Genomic DNA, 13,976 nt, shown 5'->3' with positions numbered 1-13,976 from the left:
TCACTCCCATCGGAACAGCGCGGCGCCGGCGGCCGTGGCCGCCACGATTATCCCGGCCAGGATGAGCAGGGGGAAGACCGCGGCGGTGCCGGACCAGGCGTCGCCCAGGGCCTCCACAGCCGGAGTCAGGGGCAGGAAGTCGCCGATCTGACGCAGCGAGCCGGGCAGGGCCTTCCTGGGCACGGCCGCGCCCGACAGAAAGATCATGGGGAACATGACCAGCATGCCGATCAGGCTCGCGCCCCTGGTGTTGCGCACGACCGCGGCGACCACGAAGCCCAACGCGCAGGCCATCACCGAGCAGAGCAGGAACGCGGCGGCCAGCATGAGGACGTCGCCGGGCGCCTGCGCGCCGAACACCGCGATCGTCACGACCACCAGCAGCACGGAACCCGCGAGGCCCGCGGCGACCTGTGCCACCAGCTGGGCCCCGAGCAACATGACGGGGGAGATCGGCGTGGTGGCCAGCCGCTTGAGCACCTTGCGCTCGCGGTATGAGGCCAACAGGCCCGGCAGCGCGCCCATCCCGCCGATGGCGGCGATCATCGCGAGGTAGCCGGGGACCGCGCCGCTGTCGCCGCGTTTGAGCACCAGCAGCATGAGAGGGAAGGCCACCATGAAGAACAGCGAGGCGGGGTCGCGCGACAGCAGCCTGAGCTCGGCGGCCGTCAGAGCCGTGAACGCCTTCATCGGTCTGCTCCCTCCAGGGCGAGGTAGGCCTCTTCCAGCGAGGCGGTTCCGGTCCGGGCGATGAGCTCGCCCGTGGTGCCCGTCGCCTCCGCACGGCCGCGGGCGAAGACCGCGACCCTGTCGCAGAGCGCCTCTATCTCGTCGAAGTAGTGGCTGACCAGCACCACGGTGGTGCCCGCCGTCTTCAGGTCGCCGATGAGCCGCCAGGTCTCGCGGCGCGCGATCGGGTCCAGGCCCGTGGTCAGCTCGTCGAGCACGACCACCTCGGGGTTGCCCACCAGGGCGAGCGCGAGCATCAGCCGCTGCTTCTGCCCGCCCGACAGGTCGCCGAAGGCCTTCCTCGCCAGCGGCCGCAGGCCCCACCGCTCCATCACCCGCCGCCAGTCGGCCGCGTCCCGGTAGAAGGAGCCGAACATGCGCAGCGCCTCGGCCACTTTGATCCGCTCGGGCAGGGAGCTGTCCTGCAATTGCACGCCGAGGCGGTGGGCCAGGGCTCGCCGCCTGCGCGCCGGATCCTCGCCGAGCACGCGGACCGTGCCCGCGTCGGCTCGCCTGAGCCCGATCAGGCACTCGACGGTCGTGGTCTTCCCGGCGCCGTTGTGGCCGATGATCCCGAAGGTCTCACCGGCCCGGACCGTGAACGTCACCCCGTCCACGGCGCGGGTGTCCCCGTACGACTTGCGGAGGTCTGTCACCTCGATAGCTTCCATGCCTCAAGGTTCGCGTCGGCGCCGATCACGCGGCATCACCCGACACGGCGCCCGGCATCACCCGTTCGGAGGATGACGGTGCGCGTCCCGGACAACGGCGTGCAGCGCGTCAGCCGGCGCCTTCGCCGCGCCGGAGGGCGCGTTTACCCGGCCGCGTACGGTCGTTGCGGCTCCTGTTCCGCGGGCGAAGGGATGACCCCCTCCGAACGGAAGTCGTCTATCTCACCCGGGCTGAACCCGAGCTCGGCCAGGACTTCGTCGTTGTGCTCGCCGAGCCGGGGAGCACGCCTGGGCGGCACCTTGGGGCTGGCGAGCATGGTGATGGGGCTGTTGACGGTGGAGTCGAGATCGTCCACACCCTCGATCGGGACGACGATGTCGGTGGCCCTCAGCTGGGGGTCGCCTGCCGCCTCTTCCGGTGTCTGGATGATCCCGTAGGAGACCCGCGCCCGGCCGAGTGCCTGTTTCCAGTACGCCAGCGGCCGGCCGGCGAACGCACGATCGAGGATGTCCGTCAGCGCATGCACGTTTTGAGCGATCGCACGCGGATCGGTGAAGCGCGGGTCTTTGAGCAACTCCGGGTGGCCGATCGCGTTCGCGAGCCGGGGCCAGTGCGGCAGGAACACGACGAGCATCAGCCAGCGGCCATCGGCAGTCGTATAGGTGTTGATAAGCGGGTTCGACGGGTTTTCCCGGTCGTGGAGGCCGTAGAACTGTCCACCGGCCAGCGCCCCGGACACCAGCATGCCTGTTGCCCAGACGCCCTGCGCGAGCAGGGATGTCCCGACACACGTCCCCCGGCCCGTCCGCTCACGGAAATACAGGCCGGTCACGATCGCCGAGTACAGGCCCATGGCCGACGCGTAATCACCGCTGCCCGCAACGGGCAGCGTCGGCGGCGCGCCGGCGTCACGGGTCATCGCCAGCAGGCCGCTGCGCGCCCAGTAGGCGGTGATGTCGAAGCGCGGAAGCGCCGCACGTTGCCGAAGCCGGTGAAGTCCGCGTAGATGATCAGCGGATTCCACTCGGCGACCTCGTCGTAGGTGAGGTGCAGCCTCTCGCGCACCGCGTGCGGGTAGTTGGTGATCAGCACGTCCGCCCACTTGACGAGCCGCTCGAGGATCCGTGCACCGGCGGGGGACTTCAGGTCCACCGCTATCCCGCGCTTGTTGCGGTTCGTCTGATGCCAGGCGTAGTTCGCGTGGGCCCGCGGATTCGGCGGCACGAGCGCCAGGCGGCGCTGGGGGTCGCCGGCACCCGGCGGCTCGACCTTGATCACGTCGGCCCCGAAGTCGGAGAGCACGGTGGCGGCGGCAGGGCCGGCGATGAAGCTGGCGACGTCGAGCACCTTGACGCCCGTGAACACCGCGTCGTTCGTCATGGTCATCACCTAACGAGCGAACGCGGACAGCCCGGTTACCGCACGTCCCACGATGAGGGTGTTTATCTCTCTTGTGCCCTCGTAGGAGTAGATGGCCTCGGCGTCGGCGACGAAGCGGCCGATGTTGTAGTCGAGGACGATTCCGTTGCCCGCGAGCAACTCGCGGGCCCATCCGACAGTCTCGCGCATGCGTTCCGTGCACATCGCCTTCGCCAGCGAGGACTGCTCGTCGCGATAGACGCCCGCGTCCTGCAGTTGAGCCAGCCGGCAGCACAACGTGAGCGACGCGGTGACGTTCCCCAGCATCCTCACCAGCAGATCCTGCATCATCTGGAACGAGGCGATCGGCCTGCCGAACTGTTCTCGCTCCTTCGCGTACGCGAGCGCGATCTCGTAGGCGGCGAGCATGAGACCCGTCGCCTCCCAGGCCACGCCGGCGCGCGTCGCCCGCAACACCTCCGCGGTGTCGCGGAAGGAATTCGCATTCTGCAGCCGGTTCGCCTCTGGGACGCGACATTTGTCGAGCAGGATGTCCGCGTTCTGCACGATGCGCAGCGCCATCTTCCTTTCAATCTTTGTCGCGTGGAAGCCGGGCATGTCCTTTTCGACGACGAACCCGAGCACATGCCCGGTCTCCACGTCACGGGCCCAGACGACGACGAGATCGGCGAAGGTCGCGTTCCCGATCCAGCGCTTCGCGCCGTCGAGAATCCAGGTGCCGCCCTGGCGGCGCGCTGTCGTCCCCATTCTCCTCGAAACGTCCGAGCCCCCACTGGGCTCGGTCAGCGCGAACGCTCCGATCTGCTCGAAGCGGCTCATCGGCGGCAGCCAGCGCAGCCGCTGTTCCTCCGACCCGAGCTTCCTGATACTGCCCATGGCGAGCCCGCTGTGCACGGCGAAGAACGTCGCGATCGACGCGTCGGCATGCGCGATCTCCATCGCGGAGAAGCCCGTCAGCAGGTTACTCGGCCGTTTCTCGGGCGAACGCGGATCAGCCCAGGCGAGCGGGTCGAGCTCACGGAAGCGGTCGATGATCTCGAACGGGAACTCCGCGCGCGCCCAGTAGTCGTTGACGATCGGCGCTATCGCGATGCGCGCGAACTCCCGGACGCGCTCGACCTTGGTCCGCTCTTCGCCGGACAGCAATTCCTGACAGGCGTAGAAGTCCCCCGGAAGCAGCCCCGGTTCGAGCCAAGGGCCGGTTGGAGCATCCAGCGCAGGCTTGGTCACGCTCATCGGAACCTCTCTTTCTCCCCTTCGCGGGCAGGCCCGGGAAGCTCGCCGAGCACGCGCATGACCGCGATCTGCGCGGCGTCGCGTTCCGCGGCGAGCTCTGCGACGCCGCCCCCGAAGTTCTGCGCCTGCTCGTTCAGCAGAGCCACGGTCGGCCCGTCGAGGTGCGGCGTGCCCAACTGCCCCCACCATTCCTCCAGAGCCCCGCCGAGATGCCGGAAGAAGGCCGGCAGGCCGCCCGGCCCGCCGCCGAGGTGAAATGTGCGGAAGGGACCGGCGGCCGCCCAGCGCATCCCGATCGAGCCGGTCACGATGTCGTCGAGTTCCTGCTCCGTCACGACACCCTCGGTGACCAGATGGATCGCTTCGCGGAAGAGCGCGGCCTGAAGGCGATTGGCCACAAAGCCGGGAACCTCCTTCGCCAGCACCTGCGGTCGCTTCCCGAGACCTCGGTAGAATCGGCTGGCCCGCTCCACGACGGCCGGATCGGTATGCCCGCCCGGCACGATCTCGACAAGCGGCACCAGATGCGGCGGGTTGAACGGGTGACGATCAAAAGCCGCTCCGGCTCTCGCATGTGTTCCGCCATCGCGGTGGCCGGAATCCCCGAGCTCGAGCTGAGCAGTAGCGCATGGGGTGGCGCCGCCTCCTCGATCGCCGCCCACAACCCTTGCTTGATGCCGAGGAGTTCGGGACCGTTCTCCTGCACCGCGTCCGCACCCGCGACCGCTGTGGCCAGGCGAGGTTCGCAGCGTTCCGTAGTCGAGCGTGGCCACGAGCGTGTCGGAGTCGAGATACAGCCTCGGCGTGCCGCCTGTCTTCGGATAGCCGCCGAGCTCACGACCGCCGACGATCGCGCTGACGCTGTCGACGTAGAGCCCGATGTTGAAATCGGCCTGCCGTCCATCATGATCGACGATGGCTATCTGGCCACACTCGTGATAGGAGCCGAAGCCGGTGCTGTCAGGCATCCTGATCACTTCGAACCGGACAACAGGATCGACCACCGTCAGCGGTTGGGGCACGACACCGCGAACAGCGTCGAGATCAGTGCGGTGAACGATCCTGAAGTACTCCCTGTCTGTGAACTTGTACGGAGGCGGCGCGTACGCCGGCGCGTGCACCGGCGTGCTGAACGCCGTGAGCGGATCGCACGTGGCACGCCGCCCGCCCACGCCGCCGCTCATGGGAGCGCCTCCCCGGTGACGGAGGCGCTCGTGGGAGCGCACGAAAGACGTGCGCCACCGTGGTGATCCGCTGGAGCGTGCGGCGTGAGCGTGACCATACTCGTCTGATCCTTCTTGTCGCGTCCTCCGCCACCGCAGGTGCGGCGGAGCGGTGACGGTTGAGGCATCCCTGGGCCGACGGGGCCGGGCAACCCAGGCGACCCCGTGTCAGCGACCAGCCGTTTCAGCTATGTACGCCCATTGGCGGGCCCCGTCCTCCTACAGAGGACAGTGCCCAGTGACAGCAGCGCACTCACATATGGCGCCGCACCACTCACCAGGGCGCCGGTCCGCCGCCGGCTGTGCCTCTTGGCACAGCCGACATGGACCGGAACCAGCAGGTCAAGCGGTACGCGTCGGGCTCGCCGGGGTACCAGCAGGGCATGGCCGCCCTTCCGGCGTACGCGCCGATGATGGCCCGGCTCGGGCGGCTGCCCGAGCCCGAGGGCGACTACGCGCACGAGATGAAGTGGGACGGCGTCCGCGCACTCGGCTACGTCGAGGACGGCACGCTGCGGCTGGTCTCCCGGAACGGCAAGGACATCACCGCCGCCTATCCCGAACTCGCCGGCCTGGCCGGTGCCACGGCCGGGCACGCGGTGGTGCTCGACGGGGAGATCGTCGCCTTCGACCAGCGGGGCAGGCCGTCGTTCGAGGCGCTGCAGCCGCGCATGCACCAGCGAAACCCGCTCAAGATCAGGCAACTCCTGGTCACCACGCCTGTGACGTACCTGCTGTTCGACGTGCTGCACGTCGATGCCGCGACCGCGACCACGTTGACCTACACCGAGCGGCGGCGGCGCCTGGAGGACCTCGTCCACGCCGGCCGCCACTGGGCCATCCCGCCCTACTACGCCGACGGCGGCGAGCACGCGCTGGCCGACTCCCGGCGCCTGGGGCTGGAGGGCGTCGTGGCCAAGCGGCTCGCCTCGCCCTACCGGCCCGGCCGCCGCTCCCCCGACTGGGTGAAGGTCAAGAACGTCCGTACGCAGGAGGTCGTCGTCGGCGGCTGGCGGGCCGGAGAGGGCCGCCGCGCGAACACCGTCGGCTCGCTGCTCGTGGGCGTCAACGACGACAGCGGGCGCCTGCGGTACGCCGGCAGCGTCGGCACCGGCTTCACCGACGAGGCGCTGCGGCGGCTGGGCGAGCGCCTGGCGCCGCTGCGGCGGGACACGCCCCCCTTCGACGGCATCACCCGGGAGGAGGCCAGGGGCGGCCGGTGGGTGGACCCGGTCCTGGTCGGCGAGGTGCAGTACGCCGAATGGACGGGCGAGGGGCGGCTGCGTCACCCCTCCTGGCGGGGCCTGCGCGACGACAAGGACCCCGGCGAGGTCGTCCGCGAGGAAGAATGAACGCCCGAGCTCCGGCACCTCGCCGAGCTGCCGTCGCCCTCCTCCGGCGCCCGTCCGAAGCCGCACAGATTCACCTGGGCATAGGGTTGGGCGGCATGGCGCTGCGACTTGTTCAGGTGAATTTCAAGGCCCGGGATGACTCGGCGCTCGGCCGGTTCTGGGCGGATGTGCTCGGCTGGGGTGTCTCCAGCGAGGGACCCGGTGTGACAAACGTCGAACCCTTGGGTTTCGCCTGGCCGGACCCCGTCGCCGTCTGCGTCGACGTCGTCGCCGTCCCGGACCCCGAGACGGTGAAGTATCGCGTGCACCTCGATCTCGCCACGACCTCCGCGGCCCATCAGACGGAGTTGGTCGCGCGCCTGAAGGAGCTCGGTGCGACGCCCGCCGATGTGGGCCAGGGCGATGTCCCGTGGACGGTTCTGGCCGACCCGGAGGGCAACGTGTTCTGCGTGCTGGAGCCTCGGGAGATCTACCGGGACACCGGGCCGATCGCCCGGGTGGTGGTCGACTGCGCGGACCCGCGGGCCATGGCCCGGTTCTGGGGTGAGGCGATGGACTGGACCCTGCACGAGGTGACCGACGATCACGCGGTGCTGCGTTCGGCCAAGGGTGTCGGGCCATATCTGGAGTTCCTCCGCACAACGCCCGGCGTGAAGACCGTGTGGAACCGCGTCCATCTCGACCTGATGCCGTACCGCGGTGACGATCAAGCGGCGGAGGTCGCCCGGCTGCGGACCCTCGGCGCGACGCTCGCCGACGTCGGCCAGGGCGATGTGTCGTGGATCGTCCTCGCCGACCCCGAGGGCAACGAGTTCTGCGTCCTCACCCCGGGCTGACGCGCCCTGAAAACCGTTTGAGCCTTCCTTCCAGGTTCCCGTAGGTTGCCTGCAGCCCGTCGCAGTGAGGACAGAGGACAAAACCGCGTGACCCCGCCTGCTCTTCAGACCTGACACCTTCTTCCGCTCACCTGTAGCCGACGCTCCCGTCGGTTCTGCCGGGCTGCCCTTGCGCGCCCGGTCATACAGCGTTTGAGGTCGCGCGCAATCGGCCTCATGTCAGGTCTAGAGAGATCATGTCTTCACAACCTCATACCGTGCTGCCCTGGGTCGTTCGCCGGACCAGGCTGCCTCTGCTGTCGTTGCGGTGCGTGGACTGCGGGTCGGAGTCGGCCACCACCGGCGAGGGCAGGTTCCGCGTCAACGCCAACGGCAAGCTGCTGGACGTGTGGCTGCTGGTCCGCTGCGTATCCTGCGATCGGACGGGCAAGCTCACCGTGCACGAGCGAGCACCGGTCAGATCCTTCGATCCGGCCGAGCTCCACGGCTACCGCGTCAACGATCCGGAACTGGTGGCGGCGAGGCTGTTGGATCCGCTGCTCGCCCGGCGCAACCGCTTCACCCTCGACTGGACGGGGGCCTGGCGGCTGGACACCCCGTCGGCACGGCTCGACGAGGCGTGGCCGGTCCAGGTGGAGGTCGTCTTCGAGGATCCGGTACCGGTGCGCCCTGAACGGCTCATCGCGCAAGGGCTCGGCCTCAGCAGGAACGAGGTACTGCGCCGGATCAAGTGCGACATTCCGCTGCGCCGTCCGACGAGCGCCGGATTCACCTTCACCGTGATGGCCGGCGACTAGAGGGAATGTAGCCGGGCGGGCCACCCGGCCCGCCCGGCTTCACCCCAGGCTTACCGCCGGTTTCCGTTCCGATGTTCCTCAACCCCCTTGTCGTGCGAGCCCGCGGTGCCTCGACGCCGCGTCGCCAGGACGCCGAGCAGCACCGCGCCCGCGAGGAACGCGACGTTGTGCGCGTACTTCGCGACCGGCGCGACATCGCCCAGCGGGACCACGAGGAACCCGACCGCCACGCGCGCGGTCAGGGCTCCGGCGGCGAGCGCGGCGACGTGGCGGCCGGTCCACCCCGCCGAGCGGGACAGACGGCCGGCGACCGCGGCGCACAGGGCGATCACCGCGAGCCCGGCCGCGACCCCGGCCCAGGTCGAGGGCAGGAAGTTGAAGGCCAGGCCCGCCACCAGGCCGCCCGCCGCCACGACGACCGGCCGCGGCGGGGTGCCTCCAGACGGTGCCGGGGGTTCGGGCCGTCGCCGTCTTCTCGCGGCGGAGGTCAGCGCGACGAGCACGAGCAGGGCGACGACCGCAAGCGATCCCCCGATCTGCGCGGCCGTAGCGTGGTCGTGCTCGGTCCGCAGGTGGTCGCGCAGCACGATCGCCGCCGCCGCGAAGTACAGCGCCGCAGCCGTGACCAGGCCGGGCGTCCGCAGCCAGGGCGTACGCGACAGCCGGGGGCTCAGCGCCTCCGTCAGCGCGATCGGCACGCCGAAACTCCAGATCGCGTGACCGGCGACGAAGGACAGCGTGGTGTAGGCCGCCAGTCCCAGTGGCGCGACGTACGTCGGGCGGACCATCTCCTCCCAGTACGGGATGTCCCGATAGCCCTCGCTGAACATGGACTGGTCGATGACGCCGGCCTGCAGCACGCCGAAGGCCGCCGCGAGGGCGAGGATGCCCGGCCAGCGCACGTCCAGGCGGCGGGCCGTCTCGCGGATGAGCAGCGCGGGCGCGCCGTACAACGGGCTGAAGACGAGCAGGCTGACGGCGAGCACGAACGGGTCGCCCGTGCTGTCGTCGTAACCCGTGACGTACTCGGCGCACACCGGCGCCAGGACCAGGAGCCCGGCCGCCATGGCGAGCCGCCGCACATCAGGCGTCTTCATTTCGCCTCCATGCGGCGGCGAGGACGACGGCGCCGACGACCGCGACGAGAAGGTTGGCGTAGACCTCGTAGCCGGTCAGGAAGGACAGTCGCGGGATGACCTGCCGGTTGAAGACGTTGAGTATCGCGCCCCAGAACGGCTGCACGGCCAGGTGGTCGATGGTCCCGCTGATGCCCGCGACGACCAGGAACGCCCCGGCGAGTTGGATGGCGTTGCGCATGACGCCGACGCTAGGGACCGGCCCGTCCGGCGGGGATCGGGCATCGGCATCCTCCCCGCCGGCGAAGGTCGCCGGCGTTCGGCATGCCGCCCGACCGAAGTCGGACGCCACCCGACTTCGGTATGGTCTTCGCCGCTCAGCCGTGGGCGGGCCTCCTGCGAGGTCGTACGCTGCGGGGGATATGGATTCCCCCGCCGCCCCCCGGCACCGGCGAAGCCGACGCGACTGGCTCGTGGACTCGGCGATGTTCGTGCTCGTCGTGGCCTTCACCTTCTTCATGTCGGTGGACCGCCTCGGCACCGCGCCGCTGCCGCCGGCGTGGCTGTTCCCCCTCGACCAGTTCGTGGGCGCGCTCGGCTGCGCCGCGTTGTGGCTGCGCCGCCGGTGGCCGGTCGAGCTCGCGGTGACGCTCGTCGCGCTGTCGGCGGCCTTCGAGATGGTCGCCGGCCCGATGCTGGCCGCGCTCTTCTCGGTCGCGGTCCACCGCCGCCCGCGGACCTCCGGCACGGTGTTCGGCCTCAGCGTGCCGGCCGCGATCGTCTTCACGTGGCTGCGCCCGGAACCGGCGGAGCCGCCGCTCGCGATGTTCACGCTGGGCCTGGCCCTGCAGGGCGCGGCGACCGGCTGGGGGCTGTTCGTCCACCACCGGCGGCGGCTGGTGCTGGCGCAGCGCGACCGCGCGGCCCGGATGGAGACCGAGGCGAGGCTGCGGGCCGAGCAGGCGCAGCACCAGGTCCGCGACGCCATCGCCAGGGAGATCCACGACGTGCTCGGCCACCGGCTGTCCCTGCTGAGCGTGCACGCGGGAGCGCTGGAGTTCAATCCCGGCGCCGACCCCGCCGACGTCGCCCGGGCGGCGCGGGTGATCAGGGAGAGCGCCCACCAGGCCCTGCAGGATCTGCGCGAGGTGATCGGCGTGCTGCGCGCCCCGGCCGGTGAACCGTCCGCGCCCACGCGGCCCGGCCTGCCCACCCTCGCCGACCTGCGGGAGCTCGTCGCGGAGTCCGGCCGGGCCGGCATGCGGGTGGAGCTGTGCGACGACCTCGGCTCGAGGGAGACGGTCCCGGGCCGGACGGGCCACACCGCCTACCGGGTCGTGCAGGAGGCCCTCACCAACGCGCGCAAGCACGCGCCGGGAGCCGGGGTCCGCGTACGGGTCGCGGGCGCGCCCGGCGAGGGCCTGACGGTCGAGGTGGTCGACGACGCCCCTGCGCCCATCGCAAGGGATGCCGGGAGCGGAGGCGGCCACGGCCTCGCCGGCCTGGCCGAGCGCGTCACGCTGGCCGGGGGACGGCTGGAGCACGGCCCCGTGGACGAACCGGTGAACGAGGGCGGCGACGGGGACCCGGGTGGCTGGCGCGTGCGGGTCTGGCTACCGTGGCCGGCATGACCATGCCCGACTCCGCCATCGGCGTGCTCATCGCCGACGACGACCCCCTGGTCAGGGCCGGCCTGGTGATGATGCTCGGCGGCGCCCCGGACATCCGCGTGCTCGCCCAGGCCGGGGACGGCGCCGAGGTGCTGCCGCTGGCCGGCCGGCACCGCCCCGACGTGGTGCTGATGGACATCCGGATGCCGGTGATGGACGGCCTGGCCGCCACCGAGGCGCTGCGCGCCGGTGACGGTGCGCCCGAGGTGATCGTGCTGACCACGTTCGACGCCGACGAGCACGTGCTGCGCGCCCTGCGCGCGGGGGCCGCCGGATTCCTGCTGAAGGACACCCCGCCGGACGAGATCGTGGCCGCGATCCGCCGGGTGGCCGCCGGCCATCCGGTCCTGTCCCCGGCGGTCACCCGGCGGCTCATCGCCCGAGTCGCCGAGGGCGGCCAGGACCGGCGCCGGGCCCGCGCCCGGGAGCGCCTGGCACGGCTGAACGACCGGGAACGGGAGGTCGCGGTGGCGGTCGGCCAGGGCAGGCCGAACGCCGAGATCGGCGCCCTGCTGCACCTCAGCGTTCCCACCGTCAAGACGCACGTGTCGAGCATCCTCGCCAAGCTCGGCCTCAACAACCGCGTCCAGATCGCCCTGCTCGTCCACGACGCCGGACTGCTCGACGACCCACTCGACACGGACGGCTGAAAAGGGCGGTCGCCTCTTTCGCGCAATTCCGGAAGACCCCGCCGCCGCGAATTAGATTCCTTATATCGCCTCATGTCGGCTTTGTTTCGCCCGACCGTCCGAGGTTTTGATCGCTACGGCGATCTCCTTGCGATGCCCCTGAACAAGGGGCGGGTACGCACGAATTCAACGTGTCAGAGCGATCATGGCTATTTCTCGACACCCTTCGCCGAGCAATTCCCAAGGAAATCGACCTGATGCGCATATGTCCAGATCGCATGCTGTGTGCGCAATCTCAGGAGAATTCGTGCGCGTTCATTCACCCAAGCTGTTCGTGGCCGCCTGCACCCTCGCCACGGCGGCCCTGACCGGTGTCCCGGCCCAGGCCGCGACCGCGCCCGCCGGGCAGGGCCCGGCGACCTCCGGCCCCCAGACGCTGGGCGCGAAGACGGGCCAGGTCTGCGGGCCGCCGTTCGTCAACGGCGACCCGAACCTCGGCCCGGTGGTCCTGCCGCGCACCGGACTGGTCGCCAAGATCCTGGACGGCTACGTGCGCTATGGCGGCCTCTCCCCCGAGCGGTTCCTGGAGCGCTACTTCATCCCGTCGGCCAATTCCTACCGCTTCCCCCAGGACTCCGGGTTCGCCCACTCCGGCGGGTACACCAACGGCCGCCCGCTCATCAGGACGGCGAAACTGCCGCTCGGCTACAAGGTGGACCGCTTCGGCGGAGAGAGCGGCGCGTTCCTCGCTCCGTTCGGCACGCCGTTCCCCGAGCGATCGCTGCGGCCGAACAATCTCAACAACGTCCCGGGCGACCCGCACCTGTGCAACTACCACGCCTACCGGGTGATCCGGTCGTTCCTCGTGGACGCGGGGCCGGCCGCCTCGGCGTTCCAGATGCCCGGCCAGGGCGAGCAGTTCCACACGCTCGCCAAGTACATCCCCGGCGCTCCGGCGAACCCGGACGGCGAGGTGTCGATCGGCTGGCTCGCCGACAACGGCTACCTCGAACGCCTCAACTGAGCCCCTCGCGGTGACCGGGCGGGCAGGCCGCGCCCGCCCGGTTCGGGCAGGATGATCACAGGTCAGCGGAGAACGGCACGCGGTGGAACCACAACATCCACTACCACCCCCGCATCCTGCGCGCTCCGCTACAGCGTCGTCCGGCGCGAACCCGAGGACTGAACGGGCCCTAAGCGACCCGGTACGGCTCGGCGGCGTCAGCGCGCAGCGTCAGGCCGTGGCCCGGCGCGCCCGGCGGGCGCACGGCGCCGCCCCGGGGATCGGCCGCGCCGTCGAACAGGTCGCCCTCGATACGCACATGATCGTGGAACCACTCCACGTGGCGCAGGTTCGGGGTCGCCGCGGCGACCGGCGCGTGCAGGTTGGGCGCGCAGTGGGCCGACACCTCCAGCCCGTGCCCGGCGGCGATCGCGGCCGCGCCCGACCAGCCCGTGTAGCCGCCGCAGCGGGTCGCGTCGATCTGCAGGCAGTCGACCGCGCCCGCCGCGCACATGCGGGTGAAGTAGATGAGATCGCCGCCGTACTCCCCGGCCGCGACGTCGGCGTCGGCCCGCTCGCGCACCAGGCGCAGCCCGGCCAGGTCGTCGGAGGACACCGGCTCCTCGAACCATCGCACATCGTGGTCGCGCATCCGGCGCTCCATCCGCACGGCCTGCTTCGCGCTGTAGCCGCCGTTGGCGTCCACGTACAGTTCGGCGGCGTCCCCGAGGACGCGGCGGGCGAGCGCGACGCGGTGCAGATCGCGTGCGGGCGCGGTGCCCGCGGACTCTCCGATCTTGATCTTGACGCGGGGAATGCCCTGCTCGTGGGCCCAGTGCGCGAGCTGGGCCGTCGTGACGTCGTCGTCGTACGTGGTGAACCCGCCCGAGCCGTACACGGGCACGGACTGCCTGGCGAGGCCGAACAGGCGGGCGAGCGGCACGCCGAGCAGCCGGGCCTTGAGGTCCCAGAGCGCGACGTCGACCGCGGAGATCGCATACCCCGCGACGCCCGTGCGGCCCGCGTTGCGCACCCGGCGGACCATCGCGGTCCACAGGCCCGGCACGTCCAACGGATCGCCCCCGCGCACCACGGGCGCGAGCAGGTCCGTGACGACCGCCGCGGCGGCGGCCGGGGCATAGGTCCAGCCGAGCCCGGTCGCCTCGCCGGCGTCCGCGCGGACCACCACCATCGTGGTCGCGTCCCAGCTCAGCGTGCCGTCGGCCTCCGGGCGGTCGGTCGGCACGCGGTAGGCCGACACGTGGAGGTCTCTGATCACGGGCGTCCCCCTACCCGGGCGTGCCCCCAGGACTCTGGATTGGAGGAAAGATTTTCCATGCGGTGAGTGTTCGGCTTCCCATTCCAGGGGCAGC

Annotated in this window: 15 protein-coding genes; 6 read left to right on the top strand and 9 right to left on the bottom strand. The window is 70.8% G+C overall.

What is annotated here, in order from left to right:
• The 6 genes from FH610_RS01470 to FH610_RS01450 all read right to left on the bottom strand — a co-directional run bounded on the left by FH610_RS01470 (window position 1) and on the right by FH610_RS01450 (window position 5,201).
• Complete coding sequence (locus tag FH610_RS01470) at window positions 1-690, bottom strand: ABC transporter permease (RefSeq protein ID WP_139572380.1); 690 nt, start codon at window positions 688-690, stop codon at window positions 1-3.
• Window positions 687-1,400 (bottom strand): ABC transporter ATP-binding protein, encoded by a 714-nt coding sequence (locus FH610_RS01465; RefSeq protein ID WP_139572374.1) that lies wholly within the window; start codon window positions 1,398-1,400, stop codon window positions 687-689. The genes FH610_RS01470 and FH610_RS01465 overlap by 4 nt, the downstream gene beginning before the upstream one ends.
• 143 nt (window positions 1,401-1,543) lie before the next feature.
• The gene (locus tag FH610_RS45040) at window positions 1,544-2,320 is read right to left on the bottom strand and encodes a CoA transferase (protein WP_276607611.1); all 777 of its coding nucleotides are present in this window, start codon (window positions 2,318-2,320) and stop codon (window positions 1,544-1,546) included.
• Entirely contained in the window at window positions 2,317-2,781 is a 465-nt protein-coding gene (locus FH610_RS45035; protein ID WP_205825449.1) for a CoA transferase, read from the bottom strand. The genes FH610_RS45040 and FH610_RS45035 overlap by 4 nt, the downstream gene beginning before the upstream one ends.
• Window positions 2,782-2,790: 9 nt before the next feature.
• A complete protein-coding gene (locus FH610_RS01455) occupies window positions 2,791-4,017 on the bottom strand; it encodes an acyl-CoA dehydrogenase family protein (protein ID WP_139572369.1) in 1,227 nt (408 codons plus the stop codon).
• The gene (locus tag FH610_RS01450) at window positions 4,014-5,201 is read right to left on the bottom strand and encodes an acetoacetate decarboxylase (protein ID WP_139572364.1); all 1,188 of its coding nucleotides are present in this window, start codon (window positions 5,199-5,201) and stop codon (window positions 4,014-4,016) included. Before FH610_RS01450 ends, FH610_RS01455 begins: the two co-directional genes overlap by 4 nt.
• 362 nt (window positions 5,202-5,563) lie before the next feature.
• On the opposite strand from FH610_RS01450, the gene ligD reads away from it, so the two are divergent.
• From ligD to FH610_RS01435, 3 genes are all read left to right on the top strand, one after another.
• A complete protein-coding gene (ligD, locus tag FH610_RS01445) occupies window positions 5,564-6,592 on the top strand; it encodes a non-homologous end-joining DNA ligase (RefSeq protein ID WP_240808685.1) in 1,029 nt (342 codons plus the stop codon).
• Window positions 6,593-6,687: 95 nt separating this feature from the next.
• Window positions 6,688-7,428, top strand: coding sequence for a VOC family protein (locus FH610_RS01440; protein ID WP_139572360.1), 741 nt, complete (start codon window positions 6,688-6,690; stop codon window positions 7,426-7,428).
• Between the two features lie 257 nt (window positions 7,429-7,685).
• Window positions 7,686-8,225 (top strand): DUF1062 domain-containing protein, encoded by a 540-nt coding sequence (locus tag FH610_RS01435; RefSeq protein WP_240808684.1) that lies wholly within the window; start codon window positions 7,686-7,688, stop codon window positions 8,223-8,225.
• A gap of 50 nt (window positions 8,226-8,275) precedes the next feature.
• Here FH610_RS01435 and FH610_RS01430 read toward each other — a convergent pair whose 3' ends face one another.
• Both FH610_RS01430 and FH610_RS01425 read right to left on the bottom strand, forming a co-directional pair.
• Window positions 8,276-9,322 (bottom strand): hypothetical protein, encoded by a 1,047-nt coding sequence (locus FH610_RS01430; RefSeq protein WP_139572348.1) that lies wholly within the window; start codon window positions 9,320-9,322, stop codon window positions 8,276-8,278.
• Window positions 9,309-9,542 (bottom strand): hypothetical protein, encoded by a 234-nt coding sequence (locus FH610_RS01425; protein WP_139572341.1) that lies wholly within the window; start codon window positions 9,540-9,542, stop codon window positions 9,309-9,311. The genes FH610_RS01430 and FH610_RS01425 overlap by 14 nt, the downstream gene beginning before the upstream one ends.
• Window positions 9,543-9,723: 181 nt before the next feature.
• Here FH610_RS01425 and FH610_RS01420 point away from each other — a divergent pair, with 181 nt between their 5' ends.
• The 3 genes from FH610_RS01420 (at window position 9,724) to FH610_RS01410 (ending at window position 12,624) form a co-directional block, all read left to right on the top strand.
• A complete protein-coding gene (locus FH610_RS01420; protein ID WP_139572334.1) occupies window positions 9,724-10,932 on the top strand; it encodes a sensor histidine kinase in 1,209 nt (402 codons plus the stop codon).
• Complete coding sequence (locus tag FH610_RS01415; protein ID WP_139572326.1) at window positions 10,929-11,621, top strand: response regulator; 693 nt, start codon at window positions 10,929-10,931, stop codon at window positions 11,619-11,621. The genes FH610_RS01420 and FH610_RS01415 overlap by 4 nt, the downstream gene beginning before the upstream one ends.
• A gap of 286 nt (window positions 11,622-11,907) precedes the next feature.
• Window positions 11,908-12,624, top strand: coding sequence for a TNT domain-containing protein (locus FH610_RS01410; RefSeq protein ID WP_161627878.1), 717 nt, complete (start codon window positions 11,908-11,910; stop codon window positions 12,622-12,624).
• 169 nt (window positions 12,625-12,793) lie between these two features.
• Here FH610_RS01410 and FH610_RS01405 read toward each other — a convergent pair whose 3' ends face one another.
• Window positions 12,794-13,882 (bottom strand): enolase C-terminal domain-like protein, encoded by a 1,089-nt coding sequence (locus FH610_RS01405; RefSeq protein ID WP_240808683.1) that lies wholly within the window; start codon window positions 13,880-13,882, stop codon window positions 12,794-12,796.
• Between the last annotated feature and the right edge of the window lie 94 nt (window positions 13,883-13,976).

It is taken from the genome of Microbispora catharanthi, from assembly GCF_006334915.2.
In the GTDB taxonomy this organism is placed as follows: domain Bacteria; phylum Actinomycetota; class Actinomycetes; order Streptosporangiales; family Streptosporangiaceae; genus Microbispora; species Microbispora catharanthi.
Note: the sequence above shows the minus strand (reverse complement) of the source record. Positions and strands in the feature narration are given on the sequence as shown.